This window comes from Chitinophaga agri (genome assembly GCF_010093065.1).
In the GTDB taxonomy this organism is placed as follows: domain Bacteria; phylum Bacteroidota; class Bacteroidia; order Chitinophagales; family Chitinophagaceae; genus Chitinophaga; species Chitinophaga agri.
Window position 1 is genome coordinate 4,802,607 of the sequence record NZ_CP048113.1, and the last position, 18,987, is coordinate 4,821,593.

Here is an 18,987-nt window from a genome sequence, read left to right on the forward strand (position 1 = left end):
ACCATGTTCCTGACATTGCTATACGCATTATCAATGGGATTCATCGGCAGCTTTCACTGCATTGGCATGTGTGGGCCCATTGCACTCACCTTACCTGTGCAACACCTGGATGGTGTACGCAAACAGGCAGGTATCCTGCTATACAATGCGGGCAGGATCACGGCTTATGCGATTCCCGGTACCATCGCCGGGTGGCTGGGCAGACAGTTCTTTCTGGGAGGATTGCAACAGTGGTTGTCTGTAACACTCGGCGGCGGCATGCTCCTGTTTATTCTATTCCGGTATGTATTTCACCATACAGCTCTCCGGATGAACACCAGCTTCTACGACCGCCACATCAAAAGAATGCTGGGAGACCTGTTACGCAAAAGACAACTGCATACGCTGTATACCATTGGTTTCCTGAATGGGCTATTGCCCTGCGGCCTGGTCTGGTTCGCCGTTACCGGAGCTGTCGCAACCGGCAGTTATGTGCAGGGAGCTTTTTTTATGATGGCTTTCGGACTCGGAACGCTTCCAGCCATGGTAGCCATCAGCTGGTGCAACGATCTTATCAGTATACAAGTGCGTAACCGGCTGCGCCGTTGTATCCCCTACGCCATGACCTTAATGGCAGTACTCCTGATCATGCGCGGCCTGAATCTTAATATTCCATACATCAGTCCTGTATTGCCTGCCGCTAATGACCGGGTGATGCAACACTGCTATAAACCATCCTGATCATGCAACTCATTAGAAAATATAACACAGCTGCTCCCCGCTATACAAGTTATCCGACTGTTCCTTACTGGGATGAATCTTCTTTTGATATTGATACATGGAAGCAGACTTTACTGCAATCTTTCCGTGCCTCCAATGAAAAAGAAGGAATCAGTATTTATATTCACCTCCCGTACTGTGAACAGTTATGTACATACTGTGGTTGCAACAAACATATCACGGTGAATCATGCTGTCGAGGCACCCTATATCCAGTCCCTGCTGAATGAATGGAAACTGTACCTGGAGTTATTTAAAGAAAGGCCACGCATTAAGGAATTACATCTCGGTGGAGGTACACCTACCTTCTTCAGTCCGGAAAGTCTGCATCAGCTCCTGTCAGGCCTCTATCTGCATGCCGACCTGCTTCCAGATGCGACGCTTAGTTTTGAAGGTCACCCGAACAACACCACTACTGAACACATGCTAACGCTCTACAATCTGGGTTTTCGCCGTATGAGTCTTGGCATACAGGACTTTGACATCCGTGTGCAGGATATCATCAACCGTATACAACCTTATGAGACAGTAGAGCAGGTAACTGCTGCTGCAAGGAAAATCGGTTACACTTCTATTAACTACGACCTGGTGTATGGCTTACCACTGCAAACCATGGCAAGTGTAGGAGATACCATCAGCAAAGTCATGCAACTGCGTCCGGACAGAATATCGTTCTACAGCTATGCACATGTACCATGGGTAAAGGGTGTCGGACAAAGGCGATATGCTGAAGACGACCTTCCTAAAGACGAAGAGAAGAGAGCATTGTATGAGCTGGGTAAAACAATGTTCGCTGAAAATGGATATACTGAGATCGGGATGGACCATTTTGCCTTGCCGCATGACAGTCTCTTCGAAGCCTGCAACCAGGGTTCACTGCACAGAAACTTCATGGGATATACCGATCACCATACAACCCTGATGATTGGGTTAGGTGCATCTTCTATAGGAGACAGCTGGTATGCATACGCACAGAATGAAAAGAGGATAGCACTATGGCAACAACTGGTCAACAGTGGTCAGTTCCCCGTTGTGCGAGGACATATCCTTGACGCGGAAGATCTCTTTTTACGCCGGCATATACATCAGCTGATGTGCGGTTTTAAAACCAGCTGGAACCAGTACAGTGAAGAGACCCATGTGATCGCAGAAAGTATTGAGCGGCTTGAGGAACTGGAGAAAGACGGCCTGGTAGACATCACTGCAGACAGTGTTACTGTAACAGAAAAAGGAAAACCTTTTATACGCAACATATGTATGGCTTTTGACGCCCGACTGTGGAAAAAGCTACCTCAATCTCAACTGTTCAGCACTGCGATATGATACTGTACAGGTCTTATCGTCTTCATTTTTATCACTTTATAAGCAGCAAGATACTGTTGTTCAAAAACGGGATACTTTTTCCAGAAAATGGAATTTCTAAACAAGGAATATATTACCGCATATAAACAGTGAATAACTGCTCCTCGGCACCAGGAAAAACAAGAAGATATATTTGGCTGAAACGCTTGTGTGGCGGGGATTTTAGCGGGCATTAAAAAAGTCTGACCGTTTTTACAATCAGACTTTCTTGTTATGTGAATGGGTTAGTAAGTACAGGGAACAAAAATTCCCTACACAATATTAAAAAGAATTTCATCACAAAAGAAAAAAAATGCAAACTTTTTTATTCACACCACTAAAAAAAGTGTGGATAACAACAGTTAAAAAGAAGCGTTAAAACTTAGCCGATCAGGTTTACGAAACCGTAACCTATGAATAATAATATCGGATTCTCTACTACCTTTGCCTCACTAAACAACTTAAACATGAAGTTTAACGAACCGATCGCAGTAACGGAAATAGCAGCATTCATAGGCGCTACGCTGGAAGGTGATGAGCAACAAATGGCAACCGGTATCAACGAGGTACACAAGGTTGAACCAGGCGATATCTCATTCGTGGATTTCGAGAAGTACTATGATAAATGTCTGCGTTCTGCGGCGACGATTATTATCATCAATAAAAAAGTTGCTTGCCCTCCAGGTAAAACATTACTGATATCAGATGATCCATTCTCCGCTTATGTAAAACTGGTTAAACGTTTCCGTCCATTCCAGCCAGCCACCAGTCCCATCAGCGATACAGCTGTAATAGGCGAGGGTACTATCATACAACCGAACGTATTCGTAGGTAACAACGTAACAATCGGCACCAACTGCATTATACACCCGAACGTAACTATTTATGACAACTCCATCATCGGTAACAACGTGATCATTCACGCCGGTACAGTTATTGGAGCTGATGCTTTTTACTTCAAGAGAAGAGCTGACAGGGAAGTGATGTACGATAAGATGGAAAGCTGTGGAAGAGTGATCATCGAAGACGATGTGGAGATCGGCGCAGGCTGCACCATCGATAAAGGTGTAAGCGGCGATACGATTATCGGCCGTGGCACAAAATTCGATAACATGATCCATATAGGACATGGTACCGTTATCGGTCGTAACTGTCTCTTTGCTGGTCAGGTAGGTGTTGGAGGTAAAGCCCACATCGAAGATAATGTCATCCTTTGGGGTCAGGTCGGCGTATCCAAAGACCTTACCATAGGAAAAGGAGCCGTTGTGCTGGCACAGAGTGGTGTACCTTCTTCTCTCGAAGGTGGTAAAACCTATTTCGGTTCACCAGTAGAAGAAGCCCGTACAAAGATGAAAGAAATTGCCCTGATAAAACGTCTTCCGGAGATCTGGGAGAAACTCACAGGCAAATAATTTACGCTATAAAAAAGGCTTCATGTATAACGCATGAAGCCTTTTTGTTAATCCTGATATATGTTCCGTTATTTCCTGACATGCTTACTCGCTGTCTCCCTGAGCACAACATGCCTGGCGCAAAAAAGCCTTTATGACTCCTCACAGGAATGGACAGTAAAGATCGATGATGGCTGGTTCACCGCCAGAACCATCTCCTTTGGCGCGTATACCACAACTTCCCGTAAGAACGGTGCAGATAGAAATATTGATCTTTCTTTTGTAAAATCGCCCCTGCATCCCTTTAATTTCCGGCTCACGGGTAAAGAGCAGGATATACTAATACAAGTGATACAGGCGGCTCACATTGCCTTTTCAGGGCTATCTCTGCCCTCATTTATGGACAAAATGCCTCCAACTGCATTATTTACCTATGTAGCGATCAATATTGGCAAAAATGAGCCCTTAAAACAGTGGCAGCTCATCCTGAAGGACCAGACCTTTCTGGAGCTGAATGAAAATAAACCGGCAGGTATACTTAGATCCGCTGATACAGAGATCCGTATTACTGCTCATAACCGGTTTGGCACTAAAAATTCCTATGAAAATATCTGCTATGAATTTCACCTCCGTAAAAAGGTGGTAGCTGCGGTAGTAACCGGCGTGCATCCCCGGGTATGGATGAGTGCGGACATGGAGGAAAATCCTTTTCAGCCGGTCCTGGCAGCGGCCATAAGCGCGCTGCTTGTCAGATAAGAAAGTTTATGATCGTTGCTGCTGTTCCCGCAGGAAGGCCTTACACATATCGGCAATAGTTTGCTCCAGTGGTGTAAAAGTGAAATCCGGTAATGCCTGCTGTATCTTGTCGTTGTTGTAGAAAACCTGCATTTGTGCTGTTCGGGCTGTCTCTTTAGTCAGAATGCTCTTTTTTCCCGTGATCTTGCTTTTCAGCGTTTCCATACGCCATACGATTTCCGCCAGCCATGGTTTCACCGGTATATGTGGCGGCTTTTTACCCAGTTGGGTCGCCATCTCACGAAACAGATCGTAATACTTCCAGTTGGCCGTTGATATAACAAACCGTTCGCCATCAATATCACTTTCCATTAACCTGTACATGATCTCAGCCACGTCCCTTACATCAGTGAAGCCGTTGATCCCCTGTGTATAATAAGGAAATTCCTTCCAGGCATTTTTGATCAGCGCGCCGGAGCCGTCACTCCAGTAACCTGCTCCAAGGATGATACTTGGATTGACAATTGCCACATTCAGACCTTCCGCTCTGCCTCTCCATACCTCCATCTCTGAAAAGTATTTACTGACAGCATACTTAGAATTATTCTTGCTATCCTGCCACTCACAGGACTCATCCAGTTTGCCGGCTTTAGCTCGTCCAAGCGCTGCTACCGAACTTACATGCACCAGTTTTCTTACGCCGCCGGCATCTATAGCAAGGTTCACCACATTTGCAGTACCTTCTATATTCACCTTCATCATCCTGTCATGATCTCCCGGAGTAAAAGACACGACTGCCGCACAGTGGTAGACTTTGTCCACTCCCTGCATCGCGTCTTCCAGCGCGACCACGTCAAGCACGTCACCCTGTATCCATTCTATTTTATGCTGAATATCTTTTACCTGATGAGGAATTTCTTTACGGTACAATGCACGTACCTGTTGCCCGACATTCACCAGTTTCCGTAATAAATGACTGCCTAAAAAACCTGTTCCTCCCGTTACTAAAATCATGAAGTAAGTCCCGTTTGCATCAAAGATAATTATAAAATCCCTTCCCGCTTTTCTTTCCAAGTGCACCTTCTTCCACTTTCGCTTCCTGGAGAGGGCTTGGCGCAAACCGGGGAGCCCTGTCATATGCCTCATAAAGTGAACGGGTAACGGCCAGATTTACGTCATTACCGATCAGGTCCATCAATGCAAAAGGCCCCATCCGAAAACCTGCACTTTCCAGCAACCGGTCAATTGTTTTATACCCTGCGACGCCTTCTGCGGCCACCTGCATAGCTTCCAGGTAGTAGTGCCGGGCGACCCTGTTGACGATAAATCCGGGCGTATCTTTCACCATTACGGGCGTTTTTCCCAACCGCTGAGATAATGTAAATAGCAGTTCAGCTACCGCAGGTGATGTACGATCTCCGGTTACTATTTCTACCAGTTTCATCAGGGGAGCCGGATTAAAAAAATGCATCCCGGCGACCCGTTCCGGTTGTGCGATCTCTTTAGCGATCTGGGAAACCGACAGGGAAGAGGTATTGGTAGCAAAGATCGTATCCGGACCATTGACACCTGCCAGTTCGTTAAATAATGCTGTCTTTACATCTGTTCTCTCTATGATCGCCTCAATGATCAGGTCAGCTTTACAATCGTCCACCCTTCTGGTAAAAGAGAGCCGCTGTAATACCGCTTCTTTTTCTGCTGGTGTCATACGTTCCTTCTTTACTGCTGCTTCCAGCTGCTGGGAGATCTGCTGACGTGCCTTATCCAGCACAGTAGCCTGCAGGTCGTAAAGTATCGTGCTATAACCGGCTGTTGCCGCTACCTGTGCAATGCCTGCGCCCATGGTACCGGCGCCACACACAACGATCGTTGTGATCTGATCAATTGTTTTCATAATAGGAACTGTTGGGGTAAAAAAACAGAAGGAGAAAACGGTGGCTATCTCTAACGCACGTCTTCTCCTTCTGAAAAGAATAATTTATGTCGTCAAAGCGCACCCTCGAACTGCTCAAGGAACCTGGTGTCGTTCTCTGAGAACAGGCGAAGATCTTTGATCTGGTAGTTCAACATGGTAATTCGTTCGATACCCATACCGAAAGCAAAACCGGTATATTTCTCCGGATCGATACCACAGTTTTCCAGCACTTTAGGATGTACCATACCACAACCCAGGATCTCTACCCAGCCGGTATGTTTACAAACGTTACATCCGGAACCACCACAGATCTGACAGGAAATGTCCATTTCTGCACTTGGCTCAGTGAACGGGAAGTAGGAGGGACGGAAGCGGATACGGGTGGTATCTCCGAACAGCTCCTTTACGAAATGGTAGAGCGTCTGTTTCAGATCAGCAAACGATACATTCTCATCAATGTACAGGCCTTCTACCTGATGGAAGAAGCAATGTGCTCTTGCTGAAATGGTCTCGTTACGGTACACACGACCCGGGCAAATGATACGGATCGGCAGTTTGCCGGACTCCATTGCTCTTACCTGTACAGAAGACGTATGGGTACGCAGTAACCAATCCGGATGCTTACTGATATAGAATGTGTCCTGCATATCGCGGGCAGGGTGATTTTCCGGCAGATTTAACGCTGTAAAGTTATGCCAGTCGTCTTCTATCTCCGGACCTTCCGCAATAGCGAAGCCCAGGCGTTCAAATATGCTGATAATCTTATTTCTTACTACGCTGATCGGGTGACGGGTACCCAGTCTGTGTGGTTCTGCAGGCAGGGTCAGGTCAGCATCGGTGCTGGCTACAGCGCCGTTGTCTTTCAGGTGCTCAAACTGAGCATACCTTTCCTCCGCCAGCTGTTTAAAGCCGTTCAGTACCTGTCCGAACTCTTTTTTACGGTCGTTAGGCACCTGCTTCATTTCGCCAAACATGGCTTTTACGATTCCTTTGGTACCAAGGAATTTAATGCGGTACTGTTCAAGATCCGCAGCTGTGGCTGGTTCAAATCCCAGAATTTCCTGTTTGTAGGCAGCTATTTGCTGTTCTATCTGCTCCATAGTCCGCAAATATAATTTAAAAGATCAGTTTATAACCAACCCCTCTTATATTCACGATCTGTACCCGCGGATCGTCTTTCAGGTACCTTCTAAGCTTGGTGATAAACACGTCCATGCTCCTGGCATTGAAGAAACTATCATCCCCCCAGAGGTCCAGCAATACCGTCTTCCTTTCCATGACCTGGTTCAGGTTATCCGACAAACGGCGTAATATTTCCGCCTCCCGGTGGGAGAGGAATGCTGTCTGGTTATTACGCGTCAGCGTCTGCTTGGTATAGTTAAATGAATACTGGCCAATGGAAATCTCATCCGAACTGGCAGCCGGCGCGGCTCCGTTTGCCTCTTTAAACCGCTGCAATAGCGCCTTGATACGGACAATCAGCTCATCCATACTGAACGGCTTCTTCAGGTAATCATTGCCCCCCAGCTCAAACCCTTTCACCACATCCGTCGTCTGGGACTTTGCTGTCAGAAAAATGATAGGCGTCGTCTTATCCTGTCTTCTGATCTCCGTGGTGACCGTAAACCCGTCCATATTCGGCATCATAATATCCAGCACGACTACATCCGGCTGATGCTCCTGGTATAAACGGAGCCCTTCCTTTCCATCTGCTGCATATAACATCTCAAAGCCTCTCATTTCCAGACTATCCTTCACGATCTGTCCTAACTGCCATTCATCCTCTATCAATAATACTTTAGACATAATTGCTCGTATTAAACCAGTATTTGTATGATAAATTCACTTCCTTTTTCCGGCTCACTGTGTACGGTGATGGTGCCTCCATGCAGCTCCACTATCTTCTTCACATAACTCAACCCGAGCCCAAATCCCTTCACATTATGCAGGTTACCGGTCGGTACACGGAAGAAGGTATCAAAAATGTTCTGCTGATATACCTTCGGGATACCGATCCCGTTATCTTTCACCCGAATCACCAGCTTACTTCCCTCCAGTGCCGTTTTGATATAGACGGAAGGCTGATCTCCGGAGTATTTTATCGCATTGTCCACCAGGTTACTGACTGCATTTGTCAGATGCGTCCTGTCTATATTGACCAGCTGTTCTCCCAGCAGATTATCAAACCTGAACTGTACCGGACGGTTGTACTTCAACTGATGATTGGTTATAATACTGTCCATCACTTCGCTTAGGTCTGTCGGCTCTCTGAACAATTCTATCTCCTCATTCTCCTCTGCCGCAATATGCAGTACTTTTTCCACCAGGTCGGACAACCGTTGTAACTCCTGCTTTGAAATATCCAGGTACATCTGTGTCTTCCGCTGATCGTTCAGTGCATTAAAGTTCTGCATAGCTTCAACGGCTGCGTAGACCGTTGCAATGGGTGTTTTCAGCTCATGCGTCATGTTATTGATAAAATCGTTCTTCACCTCTGACAATCGCTTCTGTTTCAATATCGTACGCAGCATATACACGAAGCAGAGCGTCGTCAGCACTAATAACAAAAGAGAACCGATCAGCGTCCACATCATCTTTGTCAGTATATATTCCAGCGGCGATTCAAACTTAGCCTGGACAAAAAGGTTGCTGGCCGCATTAAAAGGAATTTTAGATGTCTGTAGCGGGGGACGTTTTCTTAAACTGTCCCGGAACCCTTCTCTGGAAAAACCGTTAAAATCAATATGAAAAGTATCCAGCGAATACGCTGTAAGTATCTGACGGGAATGAAGTTCTGAAGTAAATAAAGAATCCAGTTTAATGAGCTTCACACTGTCACTTAACAGGCTGTTGAGCAATATCAGGTCAGATATCTGTCTCGCAAGCGTATCTGCATACTCCCGCTTCGAAGAGTCATTACTTCCCCGGAAATCTCTCCTTCGTTTAATTGTGTCTGTTAAATAAGTGCTTTGCTTTCTTCTGATGATAGGCTCTTCCATCTGCATATCATGCGGTGGCATTCTGAAAGAATCCCGGTCCCTGCCCGGATTTCTGAAATACCTGCGTACATCTGCAAACTGTTTATTAAATACAGCCGTGCGCAGCGATTCATTGATATCTTTGTTAAACTGATCAAGCTGTATACGGTAAGAATTGTATAACCAGTATCCCTGAAAGAGATAGATGCCTACTATGCAGACACACATTAATATCAGAATATTCCGGATCCGTTGACGCATATGTGCCAGTTTTCACTTTAAATAAGATGAGTTCCCCGGTAACCGGGTTTGATGCAAATCTATTGGTTCCTCCTGTACCCACTCTATGCCCTTAACAGTAATTAACAGTAAATAAAGCTATTTAACCAACAAATGGAAAACGAATAGTGACTTTTGTATCAGAAAAAATCAGCGTATATGAAGCACTTACCAAAGACACTCCTCAGCGCCGCATTGATAGCCTTTACCGCTATGACGGCCTTTGCACAGGATAAGAATACAGGTGTAATAGACTATGAAGTCAATGCTAAAATGCCCCAGCGTGGTGGTGCAGAAGGTGATGGAGAAGAGCAGGTGATCACGTTTAACCAGCATTTCTACTTCTCCGGTGGAAAGGGTAAGCTGGATACAGAACGTCCTAACTTTGGCGGTGGACGCCCTGGTGGCGCCGGCGGCCCTGGTGGACAAGGCGGTGGCCGTGGTGGTCGCTTCTCAGGTATGCGTGGCCCTGGTGGTAATGCATATGTAGACCTGTCCGGCAAAAAGTACCTCCAGCTATTCTCCAAACCAGACGATACCACTAAAGTATATTTCGCGGAAGAAGCCTATGCTGCAGCAAAAGAGCCCAAGCTGAGCGAAAAAACAAAGAAAATAGCGGGCTTCAGCTGTAAGAAAGCCACAGTTACCATCCGTAATGAAGAATACACCGTATGGTACACCCAGGACCTGCCATTCAGCTACAGCCCGATCAATGGTCTCCTGCCTGAAGGCAATGGCGTTGTACTCTCTGCCGAAGGCAGCCGCCGCTCGTTCACAGCTACGAAAGTGGATTTCAAACCAGTTACTGTCGACCTTTCCATACCTGCCAACGCAGAAAAAGTAACTGAGGACCAATTACGTGAAATGCGTCGTGAGACGATGCAGCGTTTCCGCGACAGACAAAACGGAAACAACTAAGAACCGTAAGTTTGCATCGTGTCCTCATTACCAACACCCTTTTCATGAAAAGATTTACCCTTATAGCTATAACACTGTTCCTGTTTGCGCTGACCACACAAGCGCAACAGGGACAGATTAAAGGCTTACTGACTGACTCTTCTGCTACGCACCCTTTGCCGGATGCGACAGTTGCCCTGCTGAATGGACGAGATTCTTCCCTGGCTCAGACTTCCTTTACCGATAAAAAAGGTGCCTTCTCTTTCCCGGGCATCGCATTAGGCGACTACAGGATATATATTACGTTCCTGGGTTACAGGCCTGTATTTAAAAGTGTTACGATATCTGCAGCCCAGCCCGTGCTTGACATGGGCACCATCCAGCTGAAAGGCAATGGCCTGCAGCTGAATGAAGTGGAAATTGTCCAGGAAGTACCGCCCATCACCGTTAAAAAAGACACGCTTGAATTCAATGCCGGGTCTTTTAAGACAAGGGAAAATGCTGTAGTAGAAGATCTGTTAAAGAAACTGCCTGGTGTAACCGTTGACAAAGATGGGGCAGTGACTGCGCAGGGTGAAACCGTCAAAAGGGTATTGGTAGATGGTAAACCTTTCTTTGGCGATGATCCGAAACTGGCTACTAAAAACCTTCCTGCTGATATCATTGATAAGATCCAGCTGATAGACCGTAAGTCCGATCAGTCGCAATTTACTGGTATTGACGATGGTAACACAGAAAAAACGATCAACATCACCCTGAAAAAAGATAAAAAACAGGGCTTTTTCGGCCGTGCTTCCGCTGGTTATGGTGATAACGACCGCTTCGCAGTCAATACAAGCCTGAACCATTTCAATAATGACCTGCAGCTCTCCTTCCTTGGTGGTGGTAACAACATCAACAACATGGGCTACACCTTTAATGACGTCTTTAACTTCAGCGGTGGCGGTGGTGGAGGAGGCGGTGGCCGTGCCGGTGGGGGAGGCCGTGGTGCTGCACAATCTACTTTCGGTAACCTGGGTGGTAACAACAACACAGGCATCACGCGTAACTGGAATGCGGGTTTAAACTTCAACCAGACATTCAATTCTAAACTGAAAATAGGTGGAAGTTATTTCGTCAGCGATACACGTACAGAGACCAGCCGAACGAGTGATAAACAGACCTTCCTGCAGGATAGCACATTCTTTTATAACCAGCAGTCCGGCTCTGTTACCAATAATACCAACCACAAACTTGACATGCGGGTGGAGTACCAGATCGACTCCATGCATTCACTGATCGTGACGCCAACCCTGAGTTATTCAGAAGGCGGTACCAATTCACTCAACAACTATCAGTCGCTCGATAAGAACAGGGTACAGACCATTGATGGTACTTCGGATAACCGTAGTCATGCTACCTCGCCGAACTTCTCCACCAATGCATTGTTCCGCAAAAAATTTAATAAGGTGGGCCGCACATTGAGTGTGAACTTCTCCTTCGGATATAATACTACCGACAGACAGAACTTCTTCAAAACAAGAGATACGCATCTTGGCACAGATACGACTGACGCCTATTTCACCGGCTATGACCGTATGACCAGTGCAGACAACAAGGGGCGTAATCTAGGAACCAGACTGACGTATACGGAACCGCTCATGAAAGATCGTTTCCTTGAACTGACCTACAGCTTTAATAACAATTACAGCAATTCAAAAAACCTTACCTATGATGTAAATGGTGATGGTAAATATGACCTGCTGAACGATAGTCTGAGCAACCTGTTTGAAAATACATTCACAACACAACAGGCAGGCATTAACATCCGGACGCAGAAACTGAAGTATGATTATACCTTTGGTATGAACGTGCAGTTTGCCAGTCTTGTAAACGATAACGTAAGCCGTAATACACATATTGATCAGCGTACGGTAAACTTCTACCCATCCGCATCATTCAACTATAATTTCCAGAAAGGAAAAAGATTACGTCTGCGGTATAATGGTAGTACCACACAGCCTACTGTATCACAGTTACAACCACTACCAGACCTTACCAGTTCGCTGTACGTCCCACAGGGAAATCCGGATCTGAAGCCGTCCTTCCAACACAGCGTGAACCTGGGTTACAATATGTTTAACAGCAGCACATTCAGAGGTTTCATCACAGGTGTAAGTGCAAATATGACAAGCAATAAAATTGTAAATGCCAACCGTGTTGATACTTCCGGTAAGCAATACACGAAACCAATGAATGCCAATGGAGCCTATAGTGCCAACGCATTTATGGTGAATATCTTCCCACTTAAAAAACTGAACAGCTCACTGAACCTCAATACAAATCTGAACTATACCAGGGACGTCAGTTTCACCAGCAGTAGCGCAGATTTCTCAAGACTGGGAAGAAATTATACAAAGAACTTCAGTGTCTCACAGGGCATCAGCTTCAATTATAGCCATAAAGAGCTGTTTGATATCTCTACCTCTGCGAATATCAATTACCAGGGAGCCCGGTATGATATTCAGCCAAACAATAACACCAACTATTTCAACTATGCATTCTCCCTTGACTATAACATCAATCTGCCACTTGGGCTGATCATTGGAAGCGATATTACCTATACGCTGAATGCGGGCAGGGCAGAAGGTTACAACGTTGATGTGACGATGCTGAATGCGTTTGTATCTAAAAGCGTGTTTAAGAATAAGAGAGGTCTGATCAAACTTTCGGGGTACGACCTGCTAAATCAGAACGTCAGCATCAGCCGTAACATCGGTGAAAACTACATCGAAGATGTGAATAACATGGTATTGCAACGCTACTTTATGCTAAGCTTTACGTTCTTCATCAACAAGTTCACCGGCAGCGGGAATAACAATAATAACATGGAGCGTCGCAGGATGGGTAACCCGGGAATGCGCATGGGCACTCCGATGATGATGCCAAGAGGTTAGGAAGCTAATTACTGTAAAGAAAAAGGTCTCACAAATTGTGAGACCTTTTTTTATGTAAGATGCTGTAAAATGACTCCGACGTTGATGAAATTTTGAAAGGTTGAAAGGATAACAAAGGTGGGGGCGTACTTCCTCAATCATACCTCCAGCTTCGAAACCTTACAACCTTAGTATTTTTTGTTGGTGCTTATGGTACTATACACCGGCTACCTTGTACCTGCGTACTTTTTGAGCCGTCTTGCGTTCCCTGATGCTCTGCGTCACTTTTCTTACTACCCAGCTCAGTGTAAATGTTGGAATAAAATCCAGACCAGGGAATAGTTCTTCAATAAAGTTGAACACACTTCCAAAAGCCCCCAGGTTACTGCCAAACATCCTGTAAAAAATAATAGCAGAAATTGGGGCCCAGATCACATCACTTACTTCTCCTAAAACCGGCACAGAATAACTTGCACATCCGATCAGGTCCATTACAATACAAGTCCATAATGCAGGGGTAAATCTTCTTTCCATAGACCTCCGCTTTAAATGTTAACAATGTATAATCAAATAGCTTACCAATCTTAATTACGGTTGAACGGTACGGGAATTACGATGCGGCGTTGTGGCGTTTTTTTGGAGTAATGATCTGTTTAACAAGCTCTTAAAAAATGCTGATTGATTTATCTGTGTATTCGTAACCCTTAAAATCAAACATAATCGTCGGCTAAATATTATAACGTATTGGCGCTACATAAAGTTACGAAGTATTTAACGGAACAGATCTACGGAAATTTAAATTGCGTAGTTTCACGTAAACTGTAATCCGACATGCTTAACGAAAATTCCCGCCGCGATATGATTAAGAAAGCCGCTGCAATGGCATTTGCTTCGACTTCCCTCGCCTCTCTTACTACCCGTGTAATGGCGCACGAGAGTACGATGGATGAAAAACTAAAAGGCCAGATTAACCACTCCGTTTGTGCCTGGTGCTATAATGACATTCCACTGGAAGAACTTTGTAAAGCCGCTAACAGAATCGGTATTCAGTCAATCGACCTGCTGGACCCGAAAGATTTTGCCACCGCAAAGAAATATGACCTGACCTGTGCGATGGTCGCCTCAATTAACAAAGACTGGGGTATTACAAAAGGATGGAACCGGGAAGCACATCACGATCAGTTAGTTACATACTATGAACATCTCATAGATGAGACGGCTAAAGCTGGTTTTACTAACCTGATCTGTTTTTCCGGGAACCGTGACGGACTGGATGACCAGGCGGGTGTGGAAAACTGCGCCAAAGGACTGAAACGCATTATGAGCTATGCGGAAAAGAAAAAGGTGACCATTGTGATGGAACTGCTTAACAGCAAGGTAAACCATCCTGATTATCAGTGTGACCATACCGACTGGGGTGTTGAACTCTGTAAATCAATCGGTTCAGACCGCTTCAAATTATTATATGATATTTACCATATGCAGATCATGGAAGGAGATGTGATCCGCACTATCCAGAATAATCACCAGTATTTTGCACACTATCATACAGGTGGCGTTCCGGGCAGAAATGAAATAGACGAATCACAGGAACTGTACTATCCGGCTATTATGAAAGCCATCCACGACACGGGATTCAAAGGCTTTGTGGCACAGGAGTTTGTGCCTAAACGTACGGACAAACTGGCGTCGCTGAAACAAGCCGTGGCCATTTGCGATATCTAATATTTCCAGTCCTGCTTCAGGATCCCCATCACGACGGTATCCACATACTGCCCATGTAATTTGGCACTGTGGCGAAGAATACCCTCTTTGGTAAAACCGAGCCTGATGGGGATCTGAGCGCTGGATGTATTCTGTAATGCAAACCTGATCTCCAGTTTATTCAGTCTCAGCGATTCAAATGCAAACGAAATAAGGGCCTTACAGGCATTTACTACCAATCCTTTCCCCCGGAAATCCTCTCCCAGCCAATACCCGATCTCTGCCTTTTCCAGCTGATGATCCCAGCCATGCAGGTCAATTACGCCACCTAATTCTCCCTGATACCATATCCCCATAGCAATCGCCTCACGATCTTCGGCCTTGCGAAGCATCATCTCAATAAAACGAAGTGTATGTTCCTGCTGGGTGTTATAGTCCACCCACGGCAGGAATCGGCGAAGACTCTTTCTGGAATGATCCAGTTGGTTATAGAGGGCCGGGGCATGTTCAGGTTGCAACTGCCTTAACACAACAGCCTCGTTAACAGGTAATTCCAGCATAAAAGAAGAGGTTTGGCGTTGGGCCAAACCTCAAAAATAATAAATTAACCTACTACTTCATGGCGATAAGCTGCTGCTTCTGCATATCCTTTACGATCTGTTTTGCAAACAGGTAAGCCTGCCTGTAGGCAGTAGGAGGGTCTACTGATGCGGACTGCGCATTGTACAACAGCTTCTTCTCTTTCAGGTCATACAGGTTGGTCTCCCATTCATATTTCGTATTCACTGAATAATATCCAGGATCGTACATCCGTCCATACCAGCCTCTGTAATAGGGCCAGAAACCGCCACCATAGTAGGGATAACCACCATAAGGGCCAAAGCCATTATATGCAGGGACATACTTTTTCTCGCGGGACTTATCCACCATTGCGACAGTCATAACCTGATCCACATCACTGTTACGGAATTGCTTCAGGGCTGCCTTCTCGTCTTTTCCCAGCGTATCGGCTGGTCCATAGGTCGCATACGCCGATATAGCGTTATAACCTTCTTTCTTCAGCTCAGTGACCAGATTATTTTCCATCAGTATACGCAGACTGCGTTCTTTCGCGGGTACCAGTGCAATCACCATGATCTTATTCTCCTGTTGCAACCGCGCGTCCGGTGTTTTCCAGGATGAAGTGAGTTTGGTGCTGGTACAGGCTGTCATGGATAATAACCCAATAGCCATTAAAAATAAACCTAACTTTTTCATAATTCCTCCTTTTAACTACCTGTTAGACGGCGGACGAGCGGTAGAGTTACAAGTCAGAAATAAATTAACATTTCTTTGATAACCAGCATATTGCGCAACGAATTGTGCTTAAAAAAATTGTTCCTCCCTGTAAATTTCTCCGTGGGCTATATTGATCAACCATCTGGCGGGTCCTCCCATTAAACCCTCACAATTGTCACATTTTAACCACACATAAAAAGCCGCGGCGCCTCATTACTGAAGCACCGCGGCTTTTATAAATAGTCTGCTTAAATAAATTACGCTCGTATCACTCTCCGGCGCACTTCCGATCGTAACCCATTGTTGCCCTGTTACGAATTAGTAGTTGATGATCTGCTCCTGTATACCTTCCGGTATGGCTCTGAACTCGTACAACTGCGTGCGCAGCTGCGGTTCAAAACCAGCTTCCTTGATCGCTTCCTGCATAGAGCGGTAGGTGAACCTGTGAGGAGCCCCTGCAGCACTTACTACGTTTTCTTCGATCATGATAGAGCCGAAATCGTTCGCACCGGCATGAAGACAGATCTGTGCTACCTGTTTACCTACCGTCAGCCAGGAAGCCTGGATGTTTTTGATATTGGGCAGCATGATACGGCTCAATGCGATCATGCGGATATATTCTTCAGAAGTGGTCATGTTATGCACACCGCGGATACGGGATAACAGTGTATCCACATCCTGGAATGTCCATGGAATAAAGGCTGTGAAGCCATAGTGCCCCTCCGGCTTTTCGCTCTGCACCTGGCGGATGTCGGCAAAGTGCTGGAAGCGTTCCATCAGTGTTTCCACATGACCAAACATCATTGTTGCAGATGATGGGATGTTCAGCTTATGGGCAGCTCTCATAACATCCAGCCATTCCTGTGCACCGCATTTACCTTTAGAGATAAGGCGGCGTACACGATCATTCAGGATCTCTGCGCCTGCACCGGGTAAACTGGCCAGTCCCGCTTCTTTCAGTGCCGACAGCACTTCAATATGCGTACTTTTCTCCAGTTTGGTGATGTGCGCTACTTCGGGGGGACCGAGCGCGTGCAGCTTTACAGCCGGATACAACTGCTTCAGCTGTTTAAAGGTATCAACATAGAATTGGAGCCCCAGTTCCGGGTGGTGACCACCCTGCAACAGCAGCTGGTCTCCGCCGAACTTCAGCGTCTCTTCTATCTTTTTCTTGTATTCGTCAATGGTGGTAATGTAGGCCTCCGCGTGACCGGGAATCCTGTAGAAGTTACAGAACTTACAGTTGGCCGTACACACGTTCGTTGTATTCACATTACGGTCAATCTGCCAGGTCACCTTTCCGTGTGGCACCTGCTGCTTACGCAGTTCGTTTGCGACATCCATCAGTTCTGCAAGCGGTGCCTTTTCAAAGAGGTAAATCCCTTCTTCCGGAGTAAGCCACTCAAAGTTTAATGCTTTCCTGTATAGATCTTTCAGTTCCATGATGGACAAAGGTAGGAATAATGTTAAATTTATAGCATCGTTATTCTGTTACGGTAACTGTATGCAAAAATCTACGTTGTTGAAGCACTACTGGTTCATATTATTTGCCATTAACTGTCTATTCCATGTTGCGAACGCGCAAACGATACCGACACCCGCCACCACCCTAAAAGAAGGTGAACTGATCACCCGTTTCCCATTTAAACAGTACTATGGAGGCGTCGTAGTCGTCCAGGCATGCCTCGCCGGCATTCCGGATACCCTGCAGTTCATACTTGATACCGGTAGCGCCGGCATCTCCCTGGATACCAATACCTGCCTGCAACTAGGCATTCCACTCACGCCGACCGATCGCGTAGTAAGAGGAGTAGGAGGGTCTAAGACTGTCGCTTTTGCTATGGACAAAACACTGTTATTACCTGGTTTACAGGTGGATAGTCTGGACTTTCACATCAACGACTATGAGCTTATCAGCCAGGTTTACGGATTACAGATAGATGGAATAATGGGTTACAGCGTGTTGAGCAAATTCATTGTACAGGTAGATTACGACACTGAAATGATCTCTATCTACCAGAAAGGCAAGTTCAATTACCCTAAGGGTGGTCATCTGCTGCGTCCATCCCTTACCCTGATACCTATTGTCAATGCATTCCTGAAAAACGGGAAAGCACAGCACTATAACCGTTACTACTTTGATACCGGTGCGGGCATGTGCCTGCTGTTATCCCATCAGTTTGTGAAAGACAGCGCCCTGCTCTCTTCCCGTAAAAGACAGCGTAAGGTGATCCAGACCGAAGCGCAGGGACTGGGCGGCAAAATGAGCATGGACATCACTACATTGCAAGAGTTCAAGATCGGCAATTACAGCTTTCGTAATGTACCGGTATACCTGTTTGATGATGTCAGCAATGTCACCGCCTATCCTTTCCTGGGTGGTATGGTAGGAAACGACCTGCTGCGCAGGTTCAACCTGATCCTTAACTACGGCAAAAAGGAAATATACCTGATGCCCAATTCTCACTTCAGAGATCCGTTTGACTATTCCTACACAGGTCTGATCATCTATCTCATTGACGGCAGGGTAGAGGTAACAGACATCATTAAAGGCTCACCCGCAGAAAAAGCCGGCCTGGAAAAAGGAGATATCATCATGGCAATCAATAATACCTTCTCCACGAATCTGCAGCTATACCGTGACCTGCTGAAAAATGTAGGGACAAAGCCTACTCTCCTGATAATGCGCAATAAAGAACTGCTGATAAAAAAAATACAGATCAAAAGCATATTATAAGGACATGATATAATACATTGCACATTCCTCCGTTAGGAATCTGTGTGGGATCTTCCCAC

General features: G+C 45.8%; 17 protein-coding genes. 8 read left to right on the plus strand and 9 right to left on the minus strand.

What is annotated here, in order from left to right; genetic code table 11:
* Nucleotides 1-3 precede the first annotated feature (3 nt).
* The 4 genes from GWR21_RS19065 (at nucleotide 4) to GWR21_RS19080 (ending at nucleotide 4,246) form a co-directional block, all read left to right on the plus strand.
* A complete protein-coding gene (locus tag GWR21_RS19065; RefSeq protein ID WP_162333284.1) occupies nucleotides 4-720 on the plus strand; it encodes a sulfite exporter TauE/SafE family protein in 717 nt (238 codons plus the stop codon).
* A 2-nt stretch (nucleotides 721-722) separates the two neighbouring features.
* Nucleotides 723-2,081, plus strand: coding sequence for an oxygen-independent coproporphyrinogen III oxidase (gene hemN / locus GWR21_RS19070; protein ID WP_162333285.1), 1,359 nt, complete (start codon nucleotides 723-725; stop codon nucleotides 2,079-2,081).
* Between the two features lie 485 nt (nucleotides 2,082-2,566).
* Entirely contained in the window at nucleotides 2,567-3,511 is a 945-nt protein-coding gene (locus GWR21_RS19075) for a UDP-3-O-(3-hydroxymyristoyl)glucosamine N-acyltransferase (RefSeq protein WP_162333286.1), read from the plus strand.
* Nucleotides 3,512-3,571: 60 nt separating this feature from the next.
* Nucleotides 3,572-4,246 (plus strand): hypothetical protein, encoded by a 675-nt coding sequence (locus GWR21_RS19080; protein WP_162333287.1) that lies wholly within the window; start codon nucleotides 3,572-3,574, stop codon nucleotides 4,244-4,246.
* 6 nt (nucleotides 4,247-4,252) lie between these two features.
* On the opposite strand, the gene GWR21_RS19085 is transcribed toward GWR21_RS19080, so the two are convergent.
* The 5 genes from GWR21_RS19085 to GWR21_RS19105 form a co-directional block, all read right to left on the minus strand.
* Entirely contained in the window at nucleotides 4,253-5,239 is a 987-nt protein-coding gene (locus GWR21_RS19085) for an SDR family NAD(P)-dependent oxidoreductase (protein WP_162333288.1), read from the minus strand.
* Nucleotides 5,240-5,258: 19 nt separating this feature from the next.
* Nucleotides 5,259-6,119 (minus strand): 3-hydroxyacyl-CoA dehydrogenase NAD-binding domain-containing protein, encoded by an 861-nt coding sequence (locus tag GWR21_RS19090; RefSeq protein ID WP_162333289.1) that lies wholly within the window; start codon nucleotides 6,117-6,119, stop codon nucleotides 5,259-5,261.
* Between the two features lie 92 nt (nucleotides 6,120-6,211).
* Nucleotides 6,212-7,240 carry a phenylalanine--tRNA ligase subunit alpha gene (pheS, locus tag GWR21_RS19095; RefSeq protein WP_162333290.1) on the minus strand — a complete coding sequence of 343 codons (1,029 nt, stop codon included), beginning with the start codon at nucleotides 7,238-7,240 and terminating at the stop codon, nucleotides 6,212-6,214.
* Between the two features lie 16 nt (nucleotides 7,241-7,256).
* Complete coding sequence (locus GWR21_RS19100) at nucleotides 7,257-7,946, minus strand: response regulator transcription factor (RefSeq protein WP_162333291.1); 690 nt, start codon at nucleotides 7,944-7,946, stop codon at nucleotides 7,257-7,259.
* Between the two features lie 11 nt (nucleotides 7,947-7,957).
* A complete protein-coding gene (locus GWR21_RS19105) occupies nucleotides 7,958-9,379 on the minus strand; it encodes a sensor histidine kinase (protein WP_162333292.1) in 1,422 nt (473 codons plus the stop codon).
* A 177-nt stretch (nucleotides 9,380-9,556) separates the two neighbouring features.
* Between GWR21_RS19105 and GWR21_RS19110 the strand changes: the two genes are divergently transcribed.
* Together GWR21_RS19110 and GWR21_RS19115 are read left to right on the plus strand one after the other, a co-directional pair.
* The gene (locus GWR21_RS19110) at nucleotides 9,557-10,315 is read left to right on the plus strand and encodes a GLPGLI family protein (protein ID WP_162333293.1); all 759 of its coding nucleotides are present in this window, start codon (nucleotides 9,557-9,559) and stop codon (nucleotides 10,313-10,315) included.
* Nucleotides 10,316-10,359: 44 nt separating this feature from the next.
* A complete protein-coding gene (locus GWR21_RS19115; protein ID WP_162333294.1) occupies nucleotides 10,360-13,230 on the plus strand; it encodes a TonB-dependent receptor in 2,871 nt (956 codons plus the stop codon).
* A 195-nt stretch (nucleotides 13,231-13,425) separates the two neighbouring features.
* Here GWR21_RS19115 and GWR21_RS19120 read toward each other — a convergent pair whose 3' ends face one another.
* On the minus strand, nucleotides 13,426-13,743 hold the full coding sequence (locus GWR21_RS19120; protein ID WP_162333295.1) for a hypothetical protein: 318 nt from the start codon (nucleotides 13,741-13,743) through the stop codon (nucleotides 13,426-13,428).
* Between the two features lie 297 nt (nucleotides 13,744-14,040).
* On the opposite strand from GWR21_RS19120, the gene GWR21_RS19125 reads away from it, so the two are divergent.
* On the plus strand, nucleotides 14,041-14,934 hold the full coding sequence (locus GWR21_RS19125; RefSeq protein ID WP_162333296.1) for a hydroxypyruvate isomerase family protein: 894 nt from the start codon (nucleotides 14,041-14,043) through the stop codon (nucleotides 14,932-14,934).
* On the opposite strand, the gene GWR21_RS19130 is transcribed toward GWR21_RS19125, so the two are convergent.
* The 3 genes from GWR21_RS19130 to mqnC form a co-directional block, all read right to left on the minus strand.
* Nucleotides 14,931-15,473, minus strand: a complete 543-nt coding sequence (locus GWR21_RS19130; protein ID WP_162333297.1) for a GNAT family N-acetyltransferase — start codon at nucleotides 15,471-15,473, stop codon at nucleotides 14,931-14,933. The two genes, GWR21_RS19125 and GWR21_RS19130, sit on opposite strands and share 4 nt — an antisense overlap.
* 52 nt (nucleotides 15,474-15,525) lie before the next feature.
* A complete protein-coding gene (locus tag GWR21_RS19135) occupies nucleotides 15,526-16,170 on the minus strand; it encodes a hypothetical protein (RefSeq protein ID WP_162333298.1) in 645 nt (214 codons plus the stop codon).
* Between the two features lie 339 nt (nucleotides 16,171-16,509).
* The gene (mqnC, locus tag GWR21_RS19140) at nucleotides 16,510-17,634 is read right to left on the minus strand and encodes a cyclic dehypoxanthinyl futalosine synthase (RefSeq protein ID WP_162333299.1); all 1,125 of its coding nucleotides are present in this window, start codon (nucleotides 17,632-17,634) and stop codon (nucleotides 16,510-16,512) included.
* 61 nt (nucleotides 17,635-17,695) lie between these two features.
* On the opposite strand from mqnC, the gene GWR21_RS19145 reads away from it, so the two are divergent.
* Nucleotides 17,696-18,928 (plus strand): aspartyl protease family protein, encoded by a 1,233-nt coding sequence (locus GWR21_RS19145; RefSeq protein WP_162333300.1) that lies wholly within the window; start codon nucleotides 17,696-17,698, stop codon nucleotides 18,926-18,928.
* Nucleotides 18,929-18,987: the final 59 nt, after the last annotated feature.

Coding starts and splice junctions, on each gene's coding strand:
- GWR21_RS19065 (WP_162333284.1), top strand. CDS start 4: ATGTTCCTGACATTGCTATACGCATTATCAATGGGATTCATCGGCAGC.
- hemN (WP_162333285.1), top strand. CDS start 723: ATGCAACTCATTAGAAAATATAACACAGCTGCTCCCCGCTATACAAGT.
- GWR21_RS19075 (WP_162333286.1), top strand. CDS start 2,567: ATGAAGTTTAACGAACCGATCGCAGTAACGGAAATAGCAGCATTCATA.
- GWR21_RS19080 (WP_162333287.1), top strand. CDS start 3,572: ATGTTCCGTTATTTCCTGACATGCTTACTCGCTGTCTCCCTGAGCACA.
- GWR21_RS19085 (WP_162333288.1), bottom strand. CDS start 5,239: ATGATTTTAGTAACGGGAGGAACAGGTTTTTTAGGCAGTCATTTATTA.
- GWR21_RS19090 (WP_162333289.1), bottom strand. CDS start 6,119: ATGAAAACAATTGATCAGATCACAACGATCGTTGTGTGTGGCGCCGGT.
- pheS (WP_162333290.1), bottom strand. CDS start 7,240: ATGGAGCAGATAGAACAGCAAATAGCTGCCTACAAACAGGAAATTCTG.
- GWR21_RS19100 (WP_162333291.1), bottom strand. CDS start 7,946: ATGTCTAAAGTATTATTGATAGAGGATGAATGGCAGTTAGGACAGATC.
- GWR21_RS19105 (WP_162333292.1), bottom strand. CDS start 9,379: ATGCGTCAACGGATCCGGAATATTCTGATATTAATGTGTGTCTGCATA.
- GWR21_RS19110 (WP_162333293.1), top strand. CDS start 9,557: ATGAAGCACTTACCAAAGACACTCCTCAGCGCCGCATTGATAGCCTTT.
- GWR21_RS19115 (WP_162333294.1), top strand. CDS start 10,360: ATGAAAAGATTTACCCTTATAGCTATAACACTGTTCCTGTTTGCGCTG.
- GWR21_RS19120 (WP_162333295.1), bottom strand. CDS start 13,743: ATGGAAAGAAGATTTACCCCTGCATTATGGACTTGTATTGTAATGGAC.
- GWR21_RS19125 (WP_162333296.1), top strand. CDS start 14,041: ATGCTTAACGAAAATTCCCGCCGCGATATGATTAAGAAAGCCGCTGCA.
- GWR21_RS19130 (WP_162333297.1), bottom strand. CDS start 15,473: ATGCTGGAATTACCTGTTAACGAGGCTGTTGTGTTAAGGCAGTTGCAA.
- GWR21_RS19135 (WP_162333298.1), bottom strand. CDS start 16,170: ATGAAAAAGTTAGGTTTATTTTTAATGGCTATTGGGTTATTATCCATG.
- mqnC (WP_162333299.1), bottom strand. CDS start 17,634: ATGGAACTGAAAGATCTATACAGGAAAGCATTAAACTTTGAGTGGCTT.
- GWR21_RS19145 (WP_162333300.1), top strand. CDS start 17,696: ATGCAAAAATCTACGTTGTTGAAGCACTACTGGTTCATATTATTTGCC.